Raw genomic sequence first — 24986 nt, forward strand, 5'->3', positions numbered from 1 at the left:
GTGGTGTCGATGCCAGCTTAATGTAGCTTAATTAAGCATAGTGCAACTGCGCCGCTTGGCGCTGAATTCTTGAATTAAATATGTAATTTGCTGTTAAATTACTGTGCGACACTATCGTGACAAAGGCATGACAGTATGCAAAGGCAAAAATAAAGCCGCGATGGCAGATGCAGTTTTATTAATTTACTAGTACCATGGCGCCCCGATTTTATGATGGTAACGATGATATGAATTTTGCTTTGGGACAACGCTGGATCAGCGATACGGAATCTGACCTGGGTTTAGGTACTCTGGTCGGTATCGAGGGTCGGATGTTAACGGTGTTGTTCCCAGCCTCCGGTGAAACCCGGCAGTATGCTCAGGCCGAAGCGCCACTTACCCGGGTTATATTTAATATCGGGGATGAAATAAAAAGTGCAGAGGGTTTTAGTTTAGTTGTCAGCGAAGTAAAAGAGTCACATAACACCCTTATTTACAGTGGTACCCGCGTCGACAGTGGCGAGCAGACCGAGCTTAAAGAAACCTTTCTCGATCACTTTATCAGCTTTAATAAGCCGCAAGACCGTTTATTTGCCGGTCAGATTGATCGTTTTGATAATTTTACCCTGCGTTATCTGGCCCGGCAGCAGCAATGCCGTATACAACAGAGTCCTTTGCGGGGTCTGCAGGGCGGCCGGATGAGTCTTATTCCACACCAGCTGCATATCGCAGAAGAAGTTGCCAGCCGGCATGCGCCGCGGGTCCTGCTGGCCGATGAAGTGGGCCTGGGTAAGACCATTGAAGCAGGCCTGATCATTCATCAGCAGCTGTTATCCGGTTTGGCCAACAGAGTATTGATTATCGTGCCGGAATCCCTGCAGCATCAATGGCTGGTTGAAATGCTGCGCCGGTTTAACCTGCATTTCTCAGTATTTGATGAAGAGCGATGCCAACAGTCGCAGCTGGATGTCAGTAACCCGTTTGATACTGCCCAGTTGGTGCTTTGCAGTCTTGAGTTTATCAGCAACAACAAAAAGTGGCTGGACCAGGCGCAAAGCAGTGACTGGGATTTGCTGGTGGTTGACGAAGCTCACCACTTAGCCTGGTCGCCAGAGCATGCCAGTAAAGAATACCGCTGCATTGAAAGCCTGGCAGAAGACACCGCCGGTGTTATTTTGCTCACTGCCACCCCGGATCAGCTAGGCCAGCAAAGCCACTTTGCCCGTTTGCGCTTGCTAGACCCAAATCGTTTTTACGACTACCAGACCTTTACTAACGAGCAGCAGCAATATCAACAAATTGCCACTACCGCTGCCCGGCTCATGGAAGACTGCCAGCTAAGCGATGAGCTGGCCAGCACATTACAGCAACTTATCAGTGAGGAGGATATAAGTGCTGAGCTGATTTTATTACGCCAGCCAGACCAATCGGCAGCGACTGCCCAAGCTCGGCAGCATATTCTTGCAAAATTACTGGACCGGCACGGAACCGGCCGGATTTTGTTCCGGAACAGTCGGGCCAACATCAAAGGTTTTCCGGCTCGCCAGGCCCTGCCTGTTGCACTGGAGCTGCCAGAGCAATACCACAATGCGCTTAAAGTATTTCATAGCCTTAACCTGCAGAGTCCGGCTACAGAACTGGCGAAGGCAAATCTGTTCCCTGAGCAGGTTTTTCAGGCATTTGAAGGCAGTAGTAGTCAGTGGTGGCAATTTGACCCACGGATCGACTACCTGACAACATTACTGAAACAGCATAAACCGGCAAAGTTTCTGGTAATTTGCGCCGCAGCCGAGACGGCGCTGGCAGTAGAAGAAGCCTTACGTCAGAAAGAAGGTATACGGGCAGCGGTGTTTCATGAAGGGATGTCTATTGTTGAACGCGACAAAGCTGCCGCCTACTTTGCCCAGGAGGATTATAGCGCCCAGGTCCTGGTATGCTCCGAAATTGGCAGTGAAGGACGTAACTTCCAGTTTGCTCACCATCTGGTGCTGTTTGATTTACCTCTGAACCCTGACTTACTTGAGCAGCGGATTGGCCGGTTGGATCGGATAGGCCAGCAAAGTGATATTCAACTGCATATACCTTATTTTAAAGACAGCGCTCAGCAAGTGCTGCTGGACTGGTATCAACACGGTCTGAATGCTTTTGCGAAAACCTGTCAGACGGGCCGGATTATATATGAGCAGGATAGCGCGGCCCTGCTGAGTCTGCTGGCAGCGATGCAACCTGACACTGCAAAAGTGGAACAACTGATAACCCAGAGCCGGCAACGACATCAGCATTTGCGGGATCAACTGGAACAAGGTCGCGATAAGCTGCTGGAGCTGAATTCAGCTGGCGGACAACAAGCACGGCAACTGGCGGCAGATATTGCAAAAACAGATGTCGATGTTCAATTGCCAATGCTGATGTTTCAGGCCTGGGATTTATTGGGCGTGAACCAGGAAGACCGTTCTGACACCAGCATTGTCCTGACGCCTGCCGAGCATTTACGTTGTGCATACCCCGGACTTGAAGACGACGGCGTGACCGTTACATTTGACCGGGAAACTGCACTGGCGCAGGAAGACATTCAGTTTTTAAACTGGGATCATCCGATGGTAACCGGCACCCTGGACCTGTTGCTAAATGACAATCTGGGCAACACTGCTGTGACATTACTGCCGAACAAAGCGCTGCCAGTTGGCAGCTATTTTGTTGAACTTATTTATATTGTGGAAGCAAGCGCCCCTGCTAATCTGCAAATAGGCCGTTATTTGCCCGGGACACCCATCCGGTTACTGCTGGACAAAACCGGTAAAGACTTAGCTGCGAAGGTACCGTTTGATAATTTTAACCGGCAATTAAAGCCGGTTGGCAGGCAAACAGCCAGCAAACTGGTTAACGCCTTACAAAGTCTGGTCCACCCCTTATTAAGTGATAGCGAAGCGAACGCTATGGCACAACTGACAACATTGCGTCAGAGCGCACTGGCAAAAATGCAACATGCCCTGCAAACTGAACAGCAACGGTTAACTGCTTTAAAGCAAATTAACCCACTTGTTCGTCAGGAAGAAATTGAGATGCTCAGTGACAGACAACAACAACTGACAGGTTATATTGGGAAAGCGCGTCTGAAACTTGATGCAATCCGGCTTATTATAGTAAGTCACGATTAGTATGAGTTTATTTCAGTACCTGCCACCACAAACGCCTTATCTGGATATCATTTATCAGGATAACGATATTCTGGTGGTGAACAAGCCCAGTGGTTTGTTGTCAGTGCCGGGTAAAGCTGCTGAACATTGGGACTGTCTGGAATACCGGGTTAAATTAGTGCTGCCAACAGCACGAATTGTTCACCGGCTGGATATGGCGACCTCGGGAGTGATGGTATTAGCGTTACATGCTGACGCTCAGCGTGATCTCAACCGGCAGTTTCAGTTGCGCCAAACTGACAAACAATACATTGCCAGAGTAACGGGCCTGGTAGCCGCTGACCAGGGTACCGTGTGTTTACCATTAATTTGTGACTGGCCAAACCGCCCCAGACAAATGGTATGCTTCCAGCGGGGAAAAGCGTCTGTTACCCATTATAAGGTGCTGGAACGCGGTGCAGATCTCAGCCGGCTGCTGTTAACACCGGTTACCGGTCGCTCACATCAGCTGCGGGTACATATGCAAATGATTGGCCACGCCATTCTCGGTGATAAATTTTATGCCGACGCGGCCACATTTGCAGCCGCAGACCGATTACAATTACACGCACAAACATTATCGTTAAAACATCCCACCAGCGGAAAAATAAGTATTTTCTCAGTAAATTGTGCTTTTTGACTTCTTTTTACAATTATTAACCCCATATTCAGATAACTGGCTTATGATACTCAGCATGTCGGGTTGCTAAATAACAAATTGCTGTACTATTTTAAATAAAGAACAAATTTAAATACAAATGACTTGTAATATAGATAGCAGATTCGTAGTTAACAGAGATAACAATCTGACTATCGAAATGCTGGATTAATCTAAGGAGAAATGGATGAAACTTAAAATTACTGCCCTTGCTGTACTGGCTGCCCTGCCGTTTATCAGCACACAAGCCCTTGCACAATCAACTCCTGCCGCAGATTTGGAGAATAGAGTATTTGGTTCTGTTTTTGGTGAATATTACATGCCAGATACTGATAAAACAGAATCAGCTAACTGGAACTTCATGGAGAAGGACTGGGGTTACGGCATTGAGATAGGCTATTATCTGAATGAAAGCTGGGCTCTTCGTGCTGAATTCGCGAAGCTTGACCTGAGTTCTAAACTTGATGGCTCTGATTCCGATGGCAATCGTTTAGGCATTGATGTTATGTACCATTTGGCAAGCATGCCCTCAACCTACGTGGTCGGTGGTTTGAAGCGCATGGATGCTGTTCAAAGTTCAACAGCTTTTAACATTGGAGTTGGTTACAAACATTTCTTTAATCAGAATTTTGGTTTATTTGCAGAAGCTAATCGTTACCAAGGTATTGACGAAAGCTATGCTGACGCCGGAATTAAATTGGGTATGACTTATCTGTTTGGGTCTGCTGCAGCCAAAGCTGCACCAACACCTGCTCCTGCCCCAGCTCCAGCTCCGGCACAACCGGCACAACCGGCACAACCTGCGAAGCCAGCAGACAGCGATAACGACGGCGTAACAGATGCAAATGATCGCTGCCCTAACACTGCAGCAACTCATCAGGTCGACCCACAGGGTTGCACGGTCTTTACTGAGGAAATGCAGCGGGTTGGTGATGTTGATATCGAAGTTAAGTTTGGCTTTGACTCAGCGTCAGTATCTGCTGACCAGCGTTCAGAAGTTATCCAGTTAGCGGCCTTTATGAAGCGCTTCCCTGAATCAGAAGTGGTTATTGAAGGTCATGCTTCTAACATCGGTAATCCGTCATACAATATGCTGTTGTCGAAACGTCGTGCACAATCGGTTGCTGACATTCTGACCGGCGAAGGCGTTGAGTCTTCACGTATTACTTCTGTAGGTTACGGTGTTACGCGGTTACGGGTTGAAGGTAATACCCCTGAAGCTCATGCTGCTAACCAGCGTATTGAAGCAAAAGTAACAGCGAAAGTTAAAGAACCAGTATTACGTTAATTTTCTTACGCTTAACAAAAAACCGCCAATTTTGGCGGTTTTTTTATTGCCGCGACAGTTTGTTCCTGCTAGTTTTACCCGGTAAACAGCCAGTCGAGGATAAACATTATGTCTATACACGCTATACGCCGTTACTGGGTTATTACCACAGTATTAGCATGTATTACCTTCCCTTTACATGCAGATCAGCCAGCAACATTGGTTCAGTCCGCGCATGTTTGCACCGATGAAAGTGAAACTCAGCGCCTAGCAATTAATGATCAGCTGCGGGAGATGGCCAAAGCACTGGCTGAATTTAAACCCACTACTTTCTGTTTTATTATGCAGCCTTCATTGGCGGTGCTGGTGCTTGAAAAAGGTGAAACTTACGTCAAGTTCAGTCATGACTCCAAAGTGATGTACACCTTCCCGGAATATATCCATGCTGACGATACTGCTAATGTTATGGCAGGTTTAGCCGATAACACCCTATAACAGGAGCTTAGTTACGCAGGTGGAAATTGAACTATTCGTGGCTTTTGAGGATAACCTGGATTGTACTCACGTTGTTACTGCCGGCAACCGCTGCCATAGCTCAGCAGTTGCCTACCAGAGAGCAGTTGTGGCAACAGGATTTACAACGTCAGATACTGGCCAGCGAGCTCACTGAGCTTAGCGCCGGCAACAATAATTTTCTGGTATTACAGCGCGAAGCCCTTACCAGTTTTACCAAAGGCACGGCCATTCTGGTTCCTGACTGGGCCGAACATCCTGCCAGTCCTGATTATATGAATCCTCTGCGCCAGCAACTTAATGAATTTGGGTGGCATACACTGGCTATCATGGCGCCGCCCCCAGCAGATTTTAACCTTGAGCAAAATGCGACCGACTATCAGCAACAGCTAGCTGAGTACATGGTCGCGGCCATTCGCCAGTCAGAACTGCAAAGTGGCAATATCATTGTTATCGCCAAAGGCAGTAATGCCGCTTTACTAAACCGGCTATATGCATCTGAACAACTGGTTCCACCTGCAGCCTTTATAATGTTGGGTGCTTATCTCGCTGACGTTCAGTTAAACCGTGAGTTGGCAAGCCATATCGCTGAGCAATCAACACCCACCCTGGATATCAGCCATCAGCGTGACAACCGTTTTGCCAATGCCAACCTGAGACTAAGACAACAATTGGTAAATCGGAACCTGAAATCGCAATACCGGCAGCGCCAGTTAACAGGTACATTTTATCAGGAAGATATTCACGCCTGGGTACTGAAAGAGATCACTGGCTGGTTGCACAGTATAGGTTTGTAAATCTGCTAGCCTAATGACGATTTTTCAACAACTCATAGGCTGCCTGAATTTCCTGCGTGCGTCTTTTTGCTACATCCAGCATGGCTGCCGGCACCCCTTTCGCCATCAATTTATCGGGATGGTGCTGAGCCATTAGTTTGCGGTATGCCCGTTTTAACTCCTTTTCGGTGCAGTTATCGCTGACACCGAGCACCTTATATGCATCCTGCATGGCGTTGGCTGAAGGCCGCTTGCTGTCATGCCGGTTAAACCGCTGCTGCGCCCGATATGCAGCAAGCATTTGTTCCAGTTGTAAACGAGATACCGATAGTTGCAGTGCGACCTGTTGCAACAATTGATACTGCTCATGGCTCATTTCACCGTCAACATTAGCAATACCCAGCTGAATTTCAACAAAGTAGTGTGTAACATCCTTCTGCCGGCCAAAATGCTGATGAAAGGCTTGCAGCTGAGCCACTAGCGGAAAGTTACTTGCTTTACCATCACGAAAAGCCGCTTGCGCTTCTTGTTGTTGTGCTTCATTGAGGCCAAGTTGTTGCATAAAGTGGCGCGCTTGCCGAATGTGCGCCGGAGTAACCACGCCTGTCGCCTTGGCTATATGCCCCATCGTGGCAAACGTGGTGTACATAAACAGGCCCTGCTGCTCTTCAGACTCGTTAAACAACCCGCGAAACCGCGCCAGGTTAGCGCCCATTTTAACGTCAAACCAATGCCCCAGTATCAGACCGATAAACAGCCCGGGCAGCCTGAGTAACGCCAGACCAAACAACGCACCGAGAATTTTACCCCACAAAGTATTTTCCTCATTAAATGAACTACGCGACTTATGTTGTTCTAAGCTACGGAAACAAGTTTATAACCGCGGTAAAGCCGCACTATATCGGATTAGCAGGAATTCTAAAATTGATTTATCATAGCGGGCTAATCTTATCAAAAAACATCAAAAATCTGGGGCAGAGAATACTGGATGAAAGTATGGTTTACCGGAATAGCTGTCACAGGGTTATTCTGTAGTCAGCTGCAAGCTAATGAACCTGTAATACCGATGTGTTATCAGCCACTGACCCAGCCCGCTATATTGGGTAAACTGGATGCGGATGACAACGCCGTGCGGATTAACTCCGATGACGCCGACCTGCGTGGCAATCAGACAGCGTTTTTTAATGGCAATGTTGAAATTATTCATCGTGACACCCTGTTAACCGCACCAAGTGCTCGCTTCAGCCGTAATGAGCAACGTATATTTGCTGATGGTGGAATAGAGTATTTTGACAGTAGCCTGAAGGTATCTGCCAGTTCATTTATTGCCGATACGGCAGTTAATAAAGCCGTCATCAGTGATGCCCACTACCAGTTTCTTGCACAGGCAGGCCGTGGCTATGCTGAACGCCTGCAGGCCAGTCCCGAACAAATCAGGCTGGACCAGGCTTTATTTACCACCTGTCCAATGCAGGACGATAGTTGGTCTTTACATGCCAGCGATATTAAAATTAACGAAGGTGAAGGTTGGGGTGCAGCCAGTAACGCTGTTTTTAAAGTAAAAGACATCCCGGTATTATATCTGCCTTACCTGACTTTTCCTGTAAATGAGCAGCGAAAAACGGGCTTGCTATTGCCCAAAATTGGCAGTTCTCAATTATTAGGGCTTGATGTTGAGTTACCCTACTACATTAATTTAGCAGAAAACTATGATCTGACTCTGACGCCGCGTTATATGAGTAAACGTGGCACACAGCTTAAATCAGAATTCCGGTACCTGACCACTACTCATCAAGGCATTATGCAACTCGAGTACCTCAATGCAGATAATGATAAACCAGAAGATTTTGGCAGCCGCTACCTTAGTCATTTAAGCCATCGCTCCGATTTCACTGCTAACTGGCGTGGCTACATTGATTTTACCGACATTAGTGACGATGCCTACCTGACAGAGCTGGGTTCAGATTATACCAATCAGAGTGATACCCAGTTATACCGGGAAGCTACCCTCGCTTATTATGGTGATAATATTGATAGCACGATCAGGTTACAGGGTTTTGAAATACTGGGTAACTTTTCCGATGCTTATAAAACCTTGCCAGAGATACAACTGAGTTCTGCCAAACCATTGCCGGTTTTCAGGCCGTTAGAGTTGGTTTGGCAAGCCAGCTATGCTCATTTCAAAAATGATACAGCGCTGATTAGTTCAGCCAACAGGTTGCATCTGGAGCCCACACTGCGTTTACCTTTTATCACTCCAGCACTGGAGTTTACCGCTGAAGCCAGCATGCTTTACACCTACTATCAGCAAGACGGCAACCTGCAGAGTGCTGATATTGATACCTCTGTGCAACGGACGTTGCCAAAGTTAAGGCTGTATAGCAGGTTAAATATGGAACGTGAGTATGACTGGTTCGGTGAGCCCGCCCTGCAAACGTTTGAACCTCAGATTCAGTATTTGTACATCCCATACAGACAACAGAATAATATCGGCCTGTATGATACCACCCGGCTACAGGACGACTACTATGGTTTGTTCCGGCAGAATCGTTTTTCAGGTATCGACAGAATTAACGAGGCAAATCAGTTAACTGTCGGCTGGACTACCCGCTTTTATGACAATGTAGACAACGAACTGTTTCGTTTTAGTCTGGGCCAAATCTTTTTTCTGGAAGATCCGGTAGAAAGCTCTGATAACCTGACCGAAGAGCAAACTGCTACCGACTCTGTGCTGGCCTCTGAAATGATCTGGCATTGGTACCGTAAATGGTACTTCAGCGCTGCAGCCCAATATGATATTGATGGTGAGCAAATCATAAAAAGTAATGCCAGTCTGGATTATCGGGGCAGTGACAATACCTTGCTGCAATTGAACCATCGGTATAGTCGTGCTGTCTCAGGTTTAGAAATTCAGCAGCTGGGGGTACTGGGTACTGTACCGCTGGCAAAAAACTGGCAGCTTGTCGCCAGTTACTATCGTGATGTCACAAATCATCGTATGATAGACGCCAATTTTGGCGTGCAATATGAATCTTGCTGCTGGGCGGTCCGACTGGTTGCGAGGCGCTATATTGTGGCAAACCTCGATACCAATATTGACAATGCTTTACAATTTGGTGAGCTGGACAGTGGGCTCAGTCTGCAGTTTGTATTGAAAGGTTTCGGCGATAAAGCAGGGTTTGGCGTATCGGATATGTTGTCAAATGGCATTTTTGGCTACCGTAGGCCATATTTACTAACTAATTAGTGTAGGAATTTATGAAGTTACAGCAAGTTATCTGTCTGGCTTTTATTGGCTGTTTAAGTTTTTCAAATCTCGCAGCCGAAAAGGAGATCGATCGGATTGCCGCTATTGTTGATAATAGCGTCGTACTACAAAGCGATATTGATGATGTGGTTAACCGGGTAAAACGCAATGCCGAGTCTCAGGGACAAACCCTACCCTCAAATCAGGCGCTGCGCACACAGGCTCTGGAACGTCTGATTTTAACCAGTCTGCAATTGCAATTGGCAGAACGAATGGGGCTGCAGATCAGTGATGCTCAGCTTGACGATACTATTCGCACTATTGCTCAGGATGAAAATCTCAGCCTTGAGGCGTTTCGGCGTCAGGTCGAAACAGAAGAGGGCAATTATGAACGTTTCCGTGAAAAACTCAGAGAGGAAATTATTACCAATGAAGTGGTTCGCGGCAGCGTGCAGCGGCGCATTTATATCAGCCCGCAAGAAGTAGACAGTCTGCTTAAACTGATGGAGGAACAAGGTGCCGTCAGTGAAGAATATAATTTGGGCCATATCCTTATTGCCATTCCCAGCCAGGCAACCCCTGACGATATCAGTGCGGCTAAAGATCGTGCGGATAAAGTCATGGAGTTGTTACAGAACGGCAGTGACTTTAAGCGGATTGCTATCGCGTCATCTTCAGGTGGTAAAGCGCTGGAAGGTGGTGAACTGGGTTTTATGAATATCAATGAGATGCCAACCTTATTTTCTGAGAGCATTCGCGAAAAGAAAAAAGGTGATTTAATCGGGCCTATGCGCTCTGGCGCTGGTTTCCATATCTTGACTATTTTTGATATCCGCGGTGAAAACGTAGCCGAGTTACAAGAGGTGAATTCTCGTCATATTCTTATAAAGCCATCTATTATTCTTAGCGAGGAGCGTGCCCGCAACACCCTGCAGGAGTTTGTTACAAAACTTCGTGCCGGTGAGGCTGACTTTGCCGAGCTGGCTAAAGCCCATTCTGAAGACCCGGGTTCAAAGATGAACGGTGGCGAGCTAGGCTGGAATGAGCCTCAGGTTTTTGTACCGGCATTCCGGGACACATTGCTACGCTTAGAACCTGATGAAATCAGCGAACCATTCCGTACAGAACATGGTTGGCATATTGCTCAGGTGCTTGATAAAAGAGTCGTTGATGCAACTGCTGATAAAAAGCGCGATCAGGTATACCGGATGATATACAACAGACGTTTTAATGAAGAGTCGGCCAATTTCCTGAAAGAAATTCGTGATGAAGCCTTCATCGACGTCTTACCGGAGAGTTAAATGACCCTGCGTATTGCCATAACGCCCGGTGAGCCCGCGGGTATCGGACCTGATTTGGTGGTGGCACTTGCCCGTCAGGACTGGCCGGTAGAGCTTGTGGTATGCTGCAATTCAACGTTATTAACTGATCGTGCTACTGCACTGGGCATTGAGTTAACGCTATTGCCATACAACGACAAGGTGCCGGCCAAAGCTCAGCAGGCCGGAACACTGACAGTGGCCGATTTCCCCCTGGCAGAAACTGTGCAGTCTGGCGTACTTAATGTTGCGAATGGTCAGTATGTGGTTGATACCTTGCAGTTTGCCGGCGAAAACGCGATCAGTGGTCAATTTGCCGCTATTGTGACAGGGCCGGTACACAAAGGGATCATAAATAAAGCGGGTATTCCTTTTAGCGGCCATACCGAATTCTTTGCCCACCAATCGAATACCCCATATGTGGTAATGATGTTGGCAACTGAAGGCTTAAGGGTTGCACTTGCTACTACCCACATCCCCTTGGCCTATGTCGCAAAAGCCATTACCCGTGACCGGTTGCTGAAGGTTATCACTATCCTGCACCATGACTTACGCCACAAGTTCGCGATTGAAAATCCGCGAATTTATGTCTGCGGCTTGAACCCACACGCTGGCGAGGATGGCCATCTGGGCCGTGAAGAGCTGGACATTATCAGTCCAACTCTTGATGAACTGCGGGCACAAGACATTGATTTAGTTGGTCCGCTACCTGCCGATACACTGTTTCAGCCTAAGTATCTGGATGATGCTGATGCCGTGCTGGCTATGTATCACGATCAGGGCTTGCCAGTGCTTAAATACAAAGGCTTTGGTCGTTCAGTCAATATCAGCCTTGGCCTGCCATTAATCCGCACTTCAGTTGACCATGGTACCGCCCTGGACCTCGCCGGCAGCGGTAAAGCCGACCCCGGTAGTTTATTTCACGCTGTAAATCAGGCCATTACTCTGGCACAACAAGCGAATTAATTTATGACAGATAATGTTCACCAGGGCCATCGCGCCCGTAAGCGATTTGGTCAGAACTTTTTACATGACCAGCATGTTATTGGCCGGATAGTACAAGCCATCGCCCCGAAAGCAAGTGACGTTTTAGTAGAAATTGGTCCTGGCCTGGGTGCACTTACTGAACCCGTTGCTGAGGCAGCCGGCAAATTGGTCGTCGTTGAACTGGATCGCGATTTAGCAGAACGTTTACGCCAGCACCCTACCCTGGCTGACAAACTGACAGTGTATCAGGCGGATGCGATGAAGTTCGATTTCGCCGCCCTGCTGCAACCTGGCCAGAAATTAAAAATATTCGGTAATCTGCCTTACAATATCTCCACTCCTCTGTTGTTCCATTTGTTTGAGTTTGCTGACCATATCAACAACATGCATTTTATGTTGCAAAAAGAAGTGGTTCAGCGCATGACAGCCAGTCACGGCAGCAAAACTTTTGGCCGCCTGAGCGTAATGACGCAGTACTATTGTCAGGCGATCCCGGTAGTTGAAGTGGGTCCGGGTGCATTTACACCGGCGCCCAAAGTTGACTCAGCGGTGGTAAGACTGCTGCCTTATCCGATTGCCGAGCGCGCAAAAGTTGATCCGGCAGTGTTAAACAGGGTATGTTTGGAGGCCTTTAATCAGCGCCGTAAAACACTTCGCAATGGCTTTAGTAATTTCGCTACTGCAGAACAGATAATCGCTTTGGGTATCGACCCGACTATCAGACCGGAGCAGTTACCCGTCAGTGGCTTTATTAAGGTTGCGCAGTGGTTGGCAGAGCAGGAAATTCATGATGAGTGAACCGTTCGATATTCAGGTAAACGTAGACAATTTTTATTTAGGCGCGCAATCGGATCCGGCAGAAAACCGTTACGTGTTTGCTTATACCATTACTATCGAAAATCACAGCGAGCAGCAGGTCAAGTTACTGAAACGATATTGGCTGATTACCGATGCCAATGGCAAACAAGCTGAAGTGTACGGAGATGGCGTAGTTGGCGAGCAGCCTGAACTTACTCCGGGCTCCAGCTACAGTTATACCAGCGGTGCTGTGCTGGAAACGCCGGTAGGCACCATGCAGGGCCACTATGAAATGGTTAGCAGTAATAAGCAGACGTTTAATGCCGCTATACCGGTATTCCGGTTAGCTATGCCTAATATTCTTAACTGATGGCAACTTATGTTATCGGCGATGTACAAGGATGCTATGACGCCTTGCAGCGCCTGCTGGTTCATATTGACTTCAACACTTCAACTGATCAGCTCTGGTTTTGTGGCGATTTAATCGCCCGCGGTCCCGACTCTCTTTCGACGCTGAATTTTATTAAGTCCCTCGGCAACAGTACCAAATGCGTACTGGGAAATCACGATTTACATTTTCTTGCCAGCCATTTCGGCTTCGGTAACGTAAAACCTGCTGATAACCTACAGCAATTACAACAGGCACCGAACCTGCCGGAACTTGTCGACTGGTTATTACAACTGCCTCTGATTTATCAGAGTACTGATAAGCAACAGTTAATGGTTCACGCTGGCCTGTCTCCGGAGTGGACGCTTGATGAAGCTGCAACAGCGGCTTCGGCTGTCAGCCAGCAATTAATACATCAGCCGGAACAAATTTTTGCTATTATGTACGGCGATACGCCGGATATGTGGCAGCAGGCTGATACCGATCAACAACGGTGGCGCTATACTATTAACGCCTGCACCAGAATGCGTTTTTGTACGCCAGATGGCGCCTTAAGCTTGCAAGAGAAAGGCAACCCAGCGCAGCAAAGTAACCTGGTGCCCTGGTATGAATTCTGGCGGACTAAACCACACCCCGAGCTTTTTTTTGGGCATTGGGCAGCACTAAATGGTTTTAGCCCGGTTCAGAATATTCATGCACTGGATACGGGGTGTGTCTGGGGTAACACCCTGACCGCTTATTGCGTCGAACGCCAGCAACGCTATTGTGTCACCGGCATAAAATGATTGGTTTGAAACATGCGCAACGAAACTGCTCATTCCAGTCTTGTTAAGCAGGAAATCTTAAGCTAAGGTGCTTAAAGAAAACACTTAAAGTGGGAGTTATTATGAAGTTAACCGTAGCGTTACGGGTAATGGGTGGTTTTGCCATCATTTCCCTGTTACTGCTGTTTATTGGTGTTACCGCTTATATCAGTCTGAATAATATAAGTAACGCCACCACTGAAGTGAATGAAGTCTCCATCCCGGCCCTGGAAAACAGTGCTACGATGAAAACCGAGTTTGTGACAATGAGTCGCGCCAGCTTGCAGGGGTTTTATGCCGATAGTCTGGAGCGGACGGCTTCAGTGAATCAACGTTTCGCTGAAGAAAAGTCAATTTACGATAGAGCGGCAGACGCATTACGTCAGGCTATTGAGCAACATCCGGATTTAAAAGCAGGCTCTGAACAAGTAAGCGAAACCTATCGAGCATTTATTGAGGCAAGCACAAACCTGCAACGTCGCCTGGACGCTAATATCCAGCTGCGTACTACTATTGCCAGCAAAACTAATGACCTGGAGTTTAGCGCTGATGATATGGCATCGCTTATTCTCGACTTTACTGATGTTCGCGATGTGCAGCGCCGCTTCCCCCGCGCCTATCAGGCGGCCACACAGATTGAAACAGGTATCAATACCCTGATTAATAATGTCATTGACTTAAACCGCACAGAAACAGATACCACTGTCGCTACAGTCAGCAACGAAATTGCATTCCGGTTACAGGAGCTTAGGGAGCAAGTTGCGATAATTCAGGAAGAAGCAGGTAGCGCTGTCACGATGACTGCCGATATCGCAGAGCAAGTGCAACAAATATCGGGGTTTTTAGAGGGTAGTGATGGCATTCCGGCCTTAAAAGTACAATTGCTGGCTGGTGCAGCAGACGCAGAAGCGCAATTAACAACCGCCAATCAACTTACTCAAACGGGTATGCAAAGGTTAGATAATTTACTCAGACTTACCAGAACTGCAGCCGAAGAAATTGAACAAAATGCAACCTCTGGTGTAGATAACGCAATCACCTGGATCTTTATCGTGGTAGTAATTTCTATTCTGCTGTCGATTGTTATCGCAACCGTTACGGTCAGACGTATTGTTAAGCCACTTGCCGAAGTTAACAGTATGCTGGGTGTAGTTGCGTCGGGCGATTTAACCAAAACGCTGGATGCCTCAGCAAAAGATGAGTTTGGCGAACTGGCACGCAACGTTAATAAAGTAGTAAGTAACCTGCAGCAACTTATTCAGGGTATTATTTCCCGCTCTACTCAGCTGGCCGCCGCCTCAGAGCAAACTTCAGCCATTACCGTGCAGACCACTCAGGCAATCCGGGAACAAAAATCTCAGGTAACTCAGGCAGCCACAGCGACAACTGAAATGAGCAGTACATCACAAGGCGTGTTACAAAGCTCAAATGACGCACTTGCGGAAATTAAGAATGCCGATAAAGAAGCGGAACGGGTTAAAGGCATCTCACTGGACAATAAGAGCACCATTATTCAACTGTCCAAAGAGGTTGACCAGGCATCTGTAGTAATTAACAAACTTCATAAAGACAGCGCCTCTATAGGTAGCATTCTCGATGTAATCCGCGGCATTGCTGAACAAACCAATTTGCTGGCCCTTAATGCTGCAATTGAAGCCGCCCGTGCGGGTGAGCAAGGACGTGGCTTCGCTGTTGTAGCTGACGAAGTTCGGTCTCTGGCCAGTAAAACTCAAGCCTCCACACAGGAAATTCAGGCAATGATTCAGGTGCTGCAAAGCGGTGCACAAGCTGCAGTTGAAGCAATGAATAAAGGTAAGAAACAAGCCGAAAACTGTGTAACACAAACTGAAGTAGCAACCTCTGCCCTGGATTCTATTACCCACGCAGTGCACCTGGCTCATGATATGAGTGAGCAAATCTCTGGTGCTGCCAAGGAGCAGAATCAGGTATCGAATGAAATAAGTCAGTTGCTTGAGTCTATCGTTGCCATTGCCGAAGAAACCGCTTCTGGTGCAGAGCAGACGTCGGATTCCAGCCATGAAGTTGCAAGATTGGCAGAGGAACTGCGCCAATCGGTTGAGCAATTCCGGGTATAAGCTAAAGGGTCATTTTCTGAAATAAAAAAATCCGCTGAATCAGCGGATTTTTTTTGGAAAAAATTATTGGCCAGCGCGGTCTTTTAACGCAGCTAATAATGGTGAATCTGCAAAACCATTGCTTTCTGCCCAGGCAATGTCACCTGAATCAGCTACTTGCGAACCAGGCAATTGTCTGACAATAAACTCACCTACGTCAGGTGCATTGCTTCTGAAAGCATGCCGGATTAACGGCTCGCCATTACAAACTACGCCATCATAGATATTACGCAGACGCAGACGGTAGTCACTGAGTACTTTGCGTAAACGGTTTCTATCGTTAGCCGCCACATAATCGCACATAGAAGCCGCTAACTGCTGATCGGCGACAGCTACCGGCGACACAATCACAGCAGCGCTTAATGCGGCTGTGCATAATAAGGTGGGTACTAATCTCATTTACTACTCCTCAGCTGGATCGTTAGCGAGCATCTTAGCAACATGTTACAACCTGTGCAAATGCCAGACGACTTCTAATTACGCTGTAATGTAATAAAGCGGTAAGGGTAAGGATTTACTGTATCAGCCTCAAATTGCTGCTCTGTCACCAGTTGCCAGCTGCCAGCTGCCTGATAATCCGGGAAGTGAGCATCACCGTCTGTTGCCAGCTCAATTTCGGTCAAATATAAGGTATCAGCCAGTGGCAAGCACTGCCGGTATATCTCTCCGCCACCGATGATCATCACTTCCGCGCTGTCTGCTACTGCTGCCAATGCCTGCTCTACAGTGCTAAACCATTCAACACCTTGTTTGTTGTCTGGCGTAGTCCGACTGATAACTATATTCCGCCGCCCTGGCAATGGCCGGCCGATAGACTGGAAAGTTTTCCGTCCCATCAAAACCGGCTTACCCAGGGTAACGGCTTTGAAATGCTGTAAATCGGCCGGTAAATGCCAGGGCATCTGGTTATTTTTACCGATTACCCGGCCTTTCGCCATGGCGGCTATCATCGCAACTTTCATGCTACACCTTAGCGCTGATAAATCACTTCGACATCGTAATCGTCGTCATCAAAGTCATCGTCATCATCCAGATCGTCCACCAGTTCACTGGCAGCGTCGTCATGATAATCATCCCATTTGAAATGAACCGGATCTGCCACTTCGGCATCAACCTGTTCAGTTGGTAGCTCTTCAATATAACTCAAAATATCAGCAGCTAACCGTTCAGTATTTGTGCGACCGGCAGCCGAGATTTTAAACACCGGTCCTTGCCACTCCAGCGCTTTAGTCACTTGATCAATAGTTTGGTCAAGCTCATCGTCAAGCACTAAGTCCAGCTTATTAAACACCAGCCAACGTGGTTTGGCAGCAAGTTTACTGCTGTATTTATGCAACTCCTGAATAATGGTCCTGGCATTTTCAACCGGATCAGAACCGTCAGCAGGCAGTACATCAATGACATGCAACAACAGCCTGCAGCGCTCTAAGTGCTTCAAAAACTGAATGCCCAGGCCGGCACCTTCCGCCGCGCCTTCAATCAGGCCGGGGATATCGGCAATCACAAAAGACCGGTGCGCTTCAACCCGGACAACGCCAAGGTTGGGTACCAATGTTGTGAACGGGTAATCAGCTACTTTAGGCTTGGCAGCTGAAACTGAGCGAATCAACGTCGACTTACCGGCATTGGGTAAGCCCAGTAAGCCAACATCAGCCAATAGCAATAACTCAAGCCGTAAATTACGAATTTCACCAGGGGTACCATTGGTTTTCTTGCGGGGGGCACGGTTAGTACTACTGGCGAACCGGGCATTACCCAGACCATGCCAACCGCCTTTAGCAACCATCAGTTTCTGACCATTAGTGGTTAAATCACCAATCACTTCATCGGTATCAACATCGACTGCGCGGGTGCCTACCGGTACCCGAAGTTCAAGATCACTGCCGCGTTTACCAGTACAGTTAACGCTGCCACCATTCTGGCCACGTTGCGCGCTATGATATTTTTCAAACTGAAAATCGACCAGGGTATTGAGGTTCTCATCAGCAACCAGGTACACGTCACCGCCATCTCCGCCATCACCGCCGTTAGGGCCGCCTTTAGAGATAAATTTTTCGCGTAAAAAACTGATAATGCCGTTGCCGCCATCGCCGGCTTCAACCCGGATTATCGCTTCATCTACAAACTTCATGTGTTGTGTCCTGATCCACTGTAAAAACATAGGCGCATGCCGTAGCCGCTAAGTATAACCCATGTCATTGTGAGGGGAGAAAATTTATAAAAAAACCCCGCACCAGGCGGGGTTTTTTCAATATATGTTGCTTATTCGCTAACGATGCTAACGAATTTACGGTTGTGCTCGCCTTTCACTTCAAACTTCACTTTACCTTCGGTTAAAGCAAATAAAGTGTGGTCTTTACCGATGCCTACATTGCTGCCGGCGTGGAAACGAGTGCCACGTTGACGCACAATGATGCTACCAGCTAATACCGACTCACCACCAAAACGCTTAACACCTAAGCGTTTAGACTCTGAATCGCGACCGTTACGAGTGCTACCTACACCTTTCTTACTTGCCATGTGTCGATACTCCTGTTACGCGCTGATGCTGGTAATTTTAACTTCAGTAAACCATTGACGGTGACCCATCTGTTTACGTGAATGTTTACGACGACGGAATTTAACGATTTTAAGCTTATCGCCACGGCCATGATTGACCACTTCCGCTACTACCTTGCCACCTTCAACTAAAGGGGCACCGATGCTGATTTCTTCGCCATTGGCGATCATCAGCGGGGTAAATTCAATCGTTGCGCCGGTTTCTAAGTCTAGTTTTTCTAGACGAAGCGTTTGACCTTCCGTCACACGGTGTTGTTTGCCACCACTTTGGAAAACCGCGTACATAGTTAACTCCGTACAAGCCACGCCTACGCTCTGCAATGTTAGAGGCATCAGGGGCGTGTTTAATTCAAATCACAGGGCGCGAATTGTACGCAATTTCCCAGATAGCCGCAAGCACAATTATAAAAAAGATCATGTAGTGGTTAAAAGGATCGAGATTCTCTTTATACCAGCCGCTTCTATAGTGTAGAATTGCCGCCATTCTATGGGTTTAGCAGTTGTTTTTTCATGACGCTTGACGATATACGCCAGCTCAGCGACGCTGATATGGCTGCAGTAAACCAGCATATCTTTTCCCAACTGACATCAGACGTCGCGCTGATCAATCAGCTCGGTATATATATTGTCAACAGTGGTGGTAAGCGCTTGCGGCCACTACTTGCGGTATTGGCTGCCAGAGCACTGGGTTATCAGGGCAATAAGCACCTGAGTGTGGCTGCAATAATAGAGTTTATTCATACCTCTACCTTGTTACACGACGATGTCGTTGATGAGTCAACCCTGCGCCGCGGCAAACAAACCGCTAATGCGGTGTTTGGTAATCAGGCCAGTGTATTGGTTGGTGACTTCCTGTACAGCCGTTCATTCCAGATGATGGTAGCGCTGGATGATATGCGCATAATGCAAATACTTGCTGATGCCACTAACGTGATTGCTGAAGGCGAAGTACTGCAGCTGATGAACGTCAACGATCCTGACACCAGCGAACAAAACTACATGCAGGTTATTTACTGCAAAACCGCTAAACTGTTTGAAGCTGCTACTCAGTTAGCCGCTATTATTGCTGAGCAACCTGAAGCTGTGGTGAACAGTATGAAGCTATACGGCATGCATTTAGGCACAGCCTTTCAATTAATCGACGATGTTCTGGATTATCAAGCTGACGCTGCTGAACTGGGCAAAAATATCGGGGATGATCTGGCTGAGGGCAAACCTACCCTGCCACTGATTCATGCTCTGAAGCATGGTAACAGCGCACAGCAAGCCATGATTCGCAGCGCCATTATCGATGGCAACGGTATGGCCCACCTTAACGATATCCTGGCAGCAATGGAGCAAACTGACGCTTTTGGCTACACCCGTGCCATTGCAGAGCAGGAAGCCGAAAAGGCCCGCCGGGCGCTTGATCATATTCCAGAATCAGACTATAAGCAGGCTCTGATAGCGCTGGCCGATATGGCCGTATCACGCAGTCACTAGCTTATTCAGTATTTTCAAGGCAAAAAAAAGGCGCTTAATGCGCCTTTTTGCTATATGAATAACACTTAGTTATTTTTAACAAACTCTTCGCCAAGCGTAATATCTGCTTGTAAAGTGCCTAACATATCGCTCATCGCTTTTTGTTCATAACTGCTCAGCGTGCCAATTGGCAGTAGCTTCTCTACGCCATTTTTACCCAACACCAATGGCTGGGCAAAGAAACGGGCATGTTCGCCATTACCTTCAACATAAGCATATTCAGTTACTGACTCGCCCTGTAAACCTTTGACTAAAGAGATACAGAACCGGGCAGCAGCCTGACCCATTGATAATGTTGCTGACCCGCCGCCCGCTTTTGCCTCAACGACTTCAGTACCTGCATTCTGAATACGGTGAGTCAGTGATGCCACTTCCTCGTCACTAAAGCTGACACCATCAACCTGCGACAGTAAAGGTAATATAGTGGTACCACTGTGGCCGCCAATTACAGGAACTGTAACATCCTGCGGGTTCTTACCTTTTAACTCACCAACAAAAGTCTCTGCGCGAATAACGTCCAATGTGGTAACACCAAACAAACGACGGGCGTCATAAGTACCGGCCTTTTTAAAGACATCGGCGGCAATAGCGACGGTGGTGTTTACCGGGTTAGTAATAATACCCACCAGCGCTTTCGGGCACTGCTGGACAATAGCTTCTGCCAGGTTTTTTACCACACCGGCATTAATGTTAAACAGGTCAGAACGATCCATACCTGGCTTGCGCGGCATACCAGCAGGGATCATCACGATGTCAGCGCCGGCTAAAGCTTTGTTTAAATCTTCTTTGCCAAAACCTGTTACCGTTACTGCTGTTGGGATATGGCTTAAATCAACTGCTACACCCGGAGTAACAGGCGCCAGATCGTATAAGGCAAGATCGGTACCCGCAGGTAAATCTAATTTCAATAATAGCGACAATGCCTGGCCAATACCGCCGGCAGCACCTAATACGGCAACTTTCATGATTTTCTCCATATGTCAGGGTAAGATTAAACGCGCCAACAATACTGAACTGGCGCGACAATTACAAACGGCTTAAGCCTAAAGTCTAAGGTACACCCTGGCATTTTAGCGAATTTTCGTCTTGTTTACCTGACAAACTGTACTGATTGGCCGAATTTGTTACTATTAGCAGGCGTTCAACAACAAGAAAAACCACCATGACCAAACAATCAAAGCAGGAAGCCTTAATTCAGGCGTTTAAAGCAATACTGAAAACCGAAAGTTTCGGCTCGCAAAGTGAAATTGTCGACGCTCTTAAGAATGATGGCTTTGACAATGTCAGCCAGTCAAAAGTATCCCGCATGCTCAGTAAATATGGCGCTGTCCGCACCCGCAATGCCCGCCAGGAAATGGTGTATACGCTACCCCCTGAATTGGGTGTACCCACTACCAAAAGCCCACTGCGACAGCTGGTGTTAGATATAGAACACAACGATGTGATGATTATCATCCGCACCAGCCCGGGCGCGGCTCAGCTGATTGCCCGGTTGCTTGACTCGGTGGGTAAAGCTGAGGGTGTACTTGGCACCATTGCCGGCGACGACACTATCTTTATAGCGCCGATAAGTGTAAAAAATATCAACTTTACTCTGGGTAAAGTGACTGAGCTGTTTGAAAAAGTATAACAGGTTCGCTATTTACCGGTTGGTCGGCACGCCATCTCCAGAAAGCTCAGTGACGGCGCAAAGAACGCGGCACAAAGATCGGCGTGGCAATAATCGAAAAATAAATCGTATTGATTTGCCGAGTGGCCCGGCTCACCCTGCCTGCTAGGTTGGCAACCTAACTGAAAACCAAACTGCCGGTTAAAACTATCAGGCTCGCTGGCATAGCTTAAATTAATGAGGCCCTGACTATTTTGCTCAGCAAAAGGCATGTTTTGCGTCACCAGCGGCGGTAAATTTTCTGCCTTTCCCAGCCGACTGGTTAAGGCATGGCTGTTGGGGTGCAACCTCGGCGGCTGCAACAACGTGCCCTCGATTTTACTCACTCCCATTATTTCTTCCTGCTGACTGATCTCCAGCTGCTGCCAGTGCACCAAATCATAGTGCCAACGTTGTAAATACAGATAGCTGCCGGCGGCAAAGACGGGCTGTGTAATCGGGTCAACTAACGTCAGTTGGCGCTTACGGCTGCCTTTTGGATTTTGCGGTGCGTCGATAAAGCCAGTTAGATCACGGCCGTCAAGATAGCGAAAGCCCTGCAATTGCTCCAGTAAATCAACATCGGGTTTCAATAGCTGGCATATTTGCTGACAAGCAATGAAGTTGACATCCAGTCTGTCAGAACGCACAACGACAAATAAGTCTGCCCAGACTTCAGCTAACGCCAGGTTGTCATTGTCAGCAAATGGAAAAGCTTGCAACCCCTGTGGCCGGGCTCCGGGGTAAAGGCTATCCCAGTAATTGGCACCTATAGCAACCACACCCGTCAGTTGCGCCTCAGAGAAGTGTTCTGCCAGCCGGGCCAGCAATATTGGCACTCGCGCCAGCTTCTGTCGCATTACGGCCTCCTGCCCTTCCAGCGCGTTAAATAGCAGATAGCTGGCATGTAAGTTAGCCTCAGCGCATATGCCCAGTTGTTCTCTTGCCATTACCTTCCCTGAATTCCGATTACTGATACAAATTCTATTGCTATTTTTTGCTCTTTGGCTGCAATCGAAGACAAAAACCTGATTGCTGTGTGAGATATATCTCACAAATAGGTAAGTTTAAACGCTATTTTCTGCAAAGCTCAAAGTAACACATTCTATTAAGCTCATGTTTTATATGATTTATTATTAAATATTAACATTTTACAATATTATTACAGCAGGTTTATTTCTGAAACCAGCATCCCTGCGAGCGTCATTCGTTGCATAATGAACACATCAACGGATGAGAACTGACAGGAAGTCAGTACGATTTACAGGAAGTAAATCAAAGCTAGGATAGCACAAGGAAGGTTAAAGGACACGCTCCGGGATGAGCCTATAATATCAGGATGATATTGCAGGAAGCCGCCAGGATGGCCGTTTTGTTAGCTTCACAAGCGCAGAATGACAAGGATGACAGCAGGACCACTCAGGATGAGTGTACTATTACAAGGTAGTAATAGTTAGGGACAGCAGGACCCGGCAAGATGCCGCTGGACACTCCGGGATGGAGCCAGGGATGATTTACTCAGGACGAGTAACAGTACGGATTAGCTGAAACAGAACCGAAAGTGGCCGCGAAGTTTGCGGCCTTTCGCTTTTCTGGCCTAAAGAAAATTTCCCCTCCTTATAACTCATCACTAATAAATCAAATATCCAAAGTAATTAACGTTGCAGTGAGGCGACAAGTAAGTGAGTGCTCATGAGCATAGTGCTGCTATGCGATTGAGCCGAGCGAGGGAAGTCAACAAAGCTGCAGCGTGAAATACGAAGGATATAAAAAAACCCCGCGGCAATTACCGCAGGGCGTCAGATTCTAAGACAAAGGACAAGGATAGACGTAGTTTGGTGGTTTAGGTTCAGCTGGCTGATGCGCTACCTGACATTACCGGTATTGCATCACCAACCCGCTCCCGGGAAGTCCCACCGGCCCTCCCCAGGCTGCTTACTTTACCGACGAGACAAACTCAGGATAGGCTTCAATACCACACTCCGAGGCATCAACGCCTTCATACTCTGCTTGCTCGCTAACCCGGATCCCCATGACCAGTTTCAGCACATACCAGACGATAAAGCTGGTCACAAATACCCAGACAAAGATAGTGGCAGCACCAATCAACTGTCCGCTGAAAGTACTGTTGCTATTGGTTACCGGTACCAGCAACAGACCAAGTAATCCCACCACGCCATGCACAGAAATAGCACCAACCGGATCATCGATTTTAAGTTTATCGAGAGTGATAATTGACACCACAACCAGCACACCACCAATAGCGCCAAATAATGTTGCCAACAATGGCGATGGTGTAGACGGCTCAGCAGTAATCGCAACCAGGCCCGCTAAAGCACCGTTTAGCGCCATGGTTAAATCCGCTTTGCGGAACAGTACCACTGACAGGATTAACGCAGCGACAGCACCAGCGGCAGCAGCGGCATTAGTATTCAGAAACACTACCGCTACGGCATTGGCATTACTGATATCACCCAGCTTTAACACGGAGCCACCATTAAAGCCAAACCAACCCATCCACAGCACCAGAGTACCTAAAGTGGCCAGCGGCATATTGGCACCTGGGATAGCATTAATTTTGCCGTCCTTGCTGTATTTGCCTTTACGGGCGCCCAGTAGAATAACTCCCGCTAATGCAGCAGACGCTCCGGCCATATGAACAATGCCTGAGCCGGCAAAGTCAGAGAAACCTAAATCACCCAGAGTATATAAGCCAAATACCGCATTGCCGCCCCAGGTCCAGCTACCCTCCATCGGATAAATAAAGCCAGTTAATACTACGGCAAAGGCCAGGAAGGCCCACAGCTTCATACGCTCGGCCACTGCACCAGAGACAATTGACATGGCGGTAGCAACAAACACGACCTGAAAGAAGAAGTCAGACGCGCCAGAGTATACCGCACCGCCGGTAAAGCCATCTTCCCGCTCAGCAAAGCTGGTCAGGGTGGCATCAACATCCACTGTTGTCAGTCCGCTTAAGAACCAGGTGCCGTCATACATAATGGCGTAACCACATACCAGATACATAATGCAGGCAATGGAGTACAGCGCGACGTTTTTGGTCAGAATTTCCGTGGTGTTTTTCGAACGCACCAGACCGGCTTCCAGCATCGAAAAGCCAGCAGCCATCCACATTACCAGCACTCCGCAAATCAGGAAGTAGAAGGTGTCCATGGCATATTGTAAGTGAAAAATTTGTTCTTGCATGACAG

23 protein-coding genes are annotated in these 24986 nt (G+C 47.7%); 14 read left to right on the top strand and 9 right to left on the bottom strand.

Annotated features, from left to right (window positions below):
- Positions 1-227 precede the first annotated feature (227 nt).
- From rapA to CRO03_RS17300, 5 genes are all read left to right on the top strand, one after another.
- Positions 228-3137 (top strand): RNA polymerase-associated protein RapA, encoded by a 2910-nt coding sequence (rapA, locus tag CRO03_RS17280; RefSeq protein WP_097113006.1) that lies wholly within the window; start codon positions 228-230, stop codon positions 3135-3137.
- Position 3138: 1 nt separating this feature from the next.
- Positions 3139-3795, top strand: coding sequence for a pseudouridine synthase (locus CRO03_RS17285; protein WP_097112925.1), 657 nt, complete (start codon positions 3139-3141; stop codon positions 3793-3795).
- Between the two features lie 205 nt (positions 3796-4000).
- Entirely contained in the window at positions 4001-5101 is a 1101-nt protein-coding gene (locus tag CRO03_RS17290; protein WP_097112926.1) for an OmpA family protein, read from the top strand.
- Between the two features lie 108 nt (positions 5102-5209).
- On the top strand, positions 5210-5575 hold the full coding sequence (locus CRO03_RS17295) for a hypothetical protein (RefSeq protein ID WP_245861722.1): 366 nt from the start codon (positions 5210-5212) through the stop codon (positions 5573-5575).
- A gap of 71 nt (positions 5576-5646) precedes the next feature.
- Positions 5647-6390 (top strand): DUF3530 family protein, encoded by a 744-nt coding sequence (locus CRO03_RS17300; protein ID WP_245861724.1) that lies wholly within the window; start codon positions 5647-5649, stop codon positions 6388-6390.
- Between the two features lie 10 nt (positions 6391-6400).
- Here CRO03_RS17300 and djlA read toward each other — a convergent pair whose 3' ends face one another.
- Positions 6401-7183, bottom strand: a complete 783-nt coding sequence (gene djlA, locus CRO03_RS17305) for a co-chaperone DjlA (RefSeq protein WP_097112928.1) — start codon at positions 7181-7183, stop codon at positions 6401-6403.
- A 174-nt stretch (positions 7184-7357) separates the two neighbouring features.
- On the opposite strand from djlA, the gene CRO03_RS17310 reads away from it, so the two are divergent.
- From CRO03_RS17310 to CRO03_RS17340, 7 genes are all read left to right on the top strand, one after another.
- Positions 7358-9616: an LPS-assembly protein LptD gene (locus tag CRO03_RS17310; protein WP_097112929.1), complete on the top strand. Its 2259-nt coding sequence runs from the start codon at positions 7358-7360 to the stop codon at positions 9614-9616.
- An 11-nt stretch (positions 9617-9627) separates the two neighbouring features.
- A complete protein-coding gene (gene surA, locus CRO03_RS17315; protein WP_097112930.1) occupies positions 9628-10917 on the top strand; it encodes a peptidylprolyl isomerase SurA in 1290 nt (429 codons plus the stop codon).
- A complete protein-coding gene (gene pdxA, locus CRO03_RS17320) occupies positions 10918-11901 on the top strand; it encodes a 4-hydroxythreonine-4-phosphate dehydrogenase PdxA (RefSeq protein WP_097112931.1) in 984 nt (327 codons plus the stop codon).
- A gap of 3 nt (positions 11902-11904) precedes the next feature.
- Positions 11905-12720: a 16S rRNA (adenine(1518)-N(6)/adenine(1519)-N(6))-dimethyltransferase RsmA gene (gene rsmA / locus CRO03_RS17325; protein ID WP_097112932.1), complete on the top strand. Its 816-nt coding sequence runs from the start codon at positions 11905-11907 to the stop codon at positions 12718-12720.
- Positions 12713-13090, top strand: a complete 378-nt coding sequence (apaG, locus tag CRO03_RS17330) for a Co2+/Mg2+ efflux protein ApaG (RefSeq protein ID WP_170949053.1) — start codon at positions 12713-12715, stop codon at positions 13088-13090. Before rsmA ends, apaG begins: the two co-directional genes overlap by 8 nt.
- Positions 13090-13893, top strand: coding sequence for a symmetrical bis(5'-nucleosyl)-tetraphosphatase (locus CRO03_RS17335; protein ID WP_097112934.1), 804 nt, complete (start codon positions 13090-13092; stop codon positions 13891-13893). Before apaG ends, CRO03_RS17335 begins: the two co-directional genes overlap by 1 nt.
- Before the next feature lie 101 nt (positions 13894-13994).
- Positions 13995-16007, top strand: a complete 2013-nt coding sequence (locus CRO03_RS17340) for a methyl-accepting chemotaxis protein (RefSeq protein WP_097112935.1) — start codon at positions 13995-13997, stop codon at positions 16005-16007.
- A 63-nt stretch (positions 16008-16070) separates the two neighbouring features.
- On the opposite strand, the gene CRO03_RS17345 is transcribed toward CRO03_RS17340, so the two are convergent.
- The 5 genes from CRO03_RS17345 to rplU all read right to left on the bottom strand — a co-directional run bounded on the left by CRO03_RS17345 (position 16071) and on the right by rplU (position 18890).
- Entirely contained in the window at positions 16071-16445 is a 375-nt protein-coding gene (locus CRO03_RS17345) for a DUF3718 domain-containing protein (RefSeq protein ID WP_097112936.1), read from the bottom strand.
- Between the two features lie 74 nt (positions 16446-16519).
- Positions 16520-17008, bottom strand: coding sequence for a type 3 dihydrofolate reductase (gene folA, locus CRO03_RS17350; RefSeq protein WP_097112937.1), 489 nt, complete (start codon positions 17006-17008; stop codon positions 16520-16522).
- A gap of 8 nt (positions 17009-17016) precedes the next feature.
- Positions 17017-18177, bottom strand: a complete 1161-nt coding sequence (gene cgtA / locus CRO03_RS17355; RefSeq protein WP_097112938.1) for an Obg family GTPase CgtA — start codon at positions 18175-18177, stop codon at positions 17017-17019.
- A 131-nt stretch (positions 18178-18308) separates the two neighbouring features.
- Complete coding sequence (rpmA, locus tag CRO03_RS17360) at positions 18309-18566, bottom strand: 50S ribosomal protein L27 (protein WP_097112939.1); 258 nt, start codon at positions 18564-18566, stop codon at positions 18309-18311.
- A 15-nt stretch (positions 18567-18581) separates the two neighbouring features.
- On the bottom strand, positions 18582-18890 hold the full coding sequence (rplU, locus tag CRO03_RS17365; protein WP_019675068.1) for a 50S ribosomal protein L21: 309 nt from the start codon (positions 18888-18890) through the stop codon (positions 18582-18584).
- A 225-nt stretch (positions 18891-19115) separates the two neighbouring features.
- Between rplU and ispB the strand changes: the two genes are divergently transcribed.
- A complete protein-coding gene (ispB, locus tag CRO03_RS17370) occupies positions 19116-20087 on the top strand; it encodes an octaprenyl diphosphate synthase (RefSeq protein ID WP_097112940.1) in 972 nt (323 codons plus the stop codon).
- A gap of 65 nt (positions 20088-20152) precedes the next feature.
- Here the strand turns inward: ispB and mdh are convergent, their stop codons facing one another.
- Complete coding sequence (gene mdh / locus CRO03_RS17375; protein ID WP_097112941.1) at positions 20153-21091, bottom strand: malate dehydrogenase; 939 nt, start codon at positions 21089-21091, stop codon at positions 20153-20155.
- Positions 21092-21288: 197 nt separating this feature from the next.
- Here mdh and argR point away from each other — a divergent pair, with 197 nt between their 5' ends.
- Positions 21289-21756, top strand: coding sequence for a transcriptional regulator ArgR (gene argR / locus CRO03_RS17380; RefSeq protein ID WP_097112942.1), 468 nt, complete (start codon positions 21289-21291; stop codon positions 21754-21756).
- 8 nt (positions 21757-21764) lie between these two features.
- Here the strand turns inward: argR and CRO03_RS17385 are convergent, their stop codons facing one another.
- Both CRO03_RS17385 and CRO03_RS17390 read right to left on the bottom strand, forming a co-directional pair.
- Positions 21765-22724, bottom strand: a complete 960-nt coding sequence (locus tag CRO03_RS17385) for a Dyp-type peroxidase (protein WP_097112943.1) — start codon at positions 22722-22724, stop codon at positions 21765-21767.
- Between the two features lie 985 nt (positions 22725-23709).
- Positions 23710-24981 carry an ammonium transporter gene (locus tag CRO03_RS17390; RefSeq protein WP_097112944.1) on the bottom strand — a complete coding sequence of 424 codons (1272 nt, stop codon included), beginning with the start codon at positions 24979-24981 and terminating at the stop codon, positions 23710-23712.
- Positions 24982-24986 lie beyond the last annotated feature (5 nt).

Source organism: Arsukibacterium tuosuense (assembly GCF_900215315.1).
Classification (GTDB): domain Bacteria; phylum Pseudomonadota; class Gammaproteobacteria; order Enterobacterales; family Alteromonadaceae; genus Alishewanella; species Alishewanella tuosuense.

What these genes read in the sequence shown, in the direction of transcription:
- rapA (WP_097113006.1), top strand. Translation starts at nt 228, where the DNA reads ATGAATTTTGCTTTGGGACAACGCTGGATCAGCGATACGGAATCTGAC.
- CRO03_RS17285 (WP_097112925.1), top strand. Translation starts at nt 3,139, where the DNA reads ATGAGTTTATTTCAGTACCTGCCACCACAAACGCCTTATCTGGATATC.
- CRO03_RS17290 (WP_097112926.1), top strand. Translation starts at nt 4,001, where the DNA reads ATGAAACTTAAAATTACTGCCCTTGCTGTACTGGCTGCCCTGCCGTTT.
- CRO03_RS17295 (WP_245861722.1), top strand. Translation starts at nt 5,210, where the DNA reads ATGTCTATACACGCTATACGCCGTTACTGGGTTATTACCACAGTATTA.
- CRO03_RS17310 (WP_097112929.1), top strand. Translation starts at nt 7,358, where the DNA reads ATGAAAGTATGGTTTACCGGAATAGCTGTCACAGGGTTATTCTGTAGT.
- surA (WP_097112930.1), top strand. Translation starts at nt 9,628, where the DNA reads ATGAAGTTACAGCAAGTTATCTGTCTGGCTTTTATTGGCTGTTTAAGT.
- pdxA (WP_097112931.1), top strand. Translation starts at nt 10,918, where the DNA reads ATGACCCTGCGTATTGCCATAACGCCCGGTGAGCCCGCGGGTATCGGA.
- rsmA (WP_097112932.1), top strand. Translation starts at nt 11,905, where the DNA reads ATGACAGATAATGTTCACCAGGGCCATCGCGCCCGTAAGCGATTTGGT.
- apaG (WP_170949053.1), top strand. Translation starts at nt 12,713, where the DNA reads ATGAGTGAACCGTTCGATATTCAGGTAAACGTAGACAATTTTTATTTA.
- CRO03_RS17335 (WP_097112934.1), top strand. Translation starts at nt 13,090, where the DNA reads ATGGCAACTTATGTTATCGGCGATGTACAAGGATGCTATGACGCCTTG.
- CRO03_RS17340 (WP_097112935.1), top strand. Translation starts at nt 13,995, where the DNA reads ATGAAGTTAACCGTAGCGTTACGGGTAATGGGTGGTTTTGCCATCATT.
- CRO03_RS17345 (WP_097112936.1), bottom strand. Translation starts at nt 16,445, where the DNA reads ATGAGATTAGTACCCACCTTATTATGCACAGCCGCATTAAGCGCTGCT.
- folA (WP_097112937.1), bottom strand. Translation starts at nt 17,008, where the DNA reads ATGAAAGTTGCGATGATAGCCGCCATGGCGAAAGGCCGGGTAATCGGT.
- cgtA (WP_097112938.1), bottom strand. Translation starts at nt 18,177, where the DNA reads ATGAAGTTTGTAGATGAAGCGATAATCCGGGTTGAAGCCGGCGATGGC.
- rpmA (WP_097112939.1), bottom strand. Translation starts at nt 18,566, where the DNA reads ATGGCAAGTAAGAAAGGTGTAGGTAGCACTCGTAACGGTCGCGATTCA.
- rplU (WP_019675068.1), bottom strand. Translation starts at nt 18,890, where the DNA reads ATGTACGCGGTTTTCCAAAGTGGTGGCAAACAACACCGTGTGACGGAA.
- ispB (WP_097112940.1), top strand. Translation starts at nt 19,116, where the DNA reads ATGACGCTTGACGATATACGCCAGCTCAGCGACGCTGATATGGCTGCA.
- mdh (WP_097112941.1), bottom strand. Translation starts at nt 21,091, where the DNA reads ATGAAAGTTGCCGTATTAGGTGCTGCCGGCGGTATTGGCCAGGCATTG.
- argR (WP_097112942.1), top strand. Translation starts at nt 21,289, where the DNA reads ATGACCAAACAATCAAAGCAGGAAGCCTTAATTCAGGCGTTTAAAGCA.
- CRO03_RS17385 (WP_097112943.1), bottom strand. Translation starts at nt 22,724, where the DNA reads ATGGCAAGAGAACAACTGGGCATATGCGCTGAGGCTAACTTACATGCC.
- CRO03_RS17390 (WP_097112944.1), bottom strand. Translation starts at nt 24,981, where the DNA reads ATGCAAGAACAAATTTTTCACTTACAATATGCCATGGACACCTTCTAC.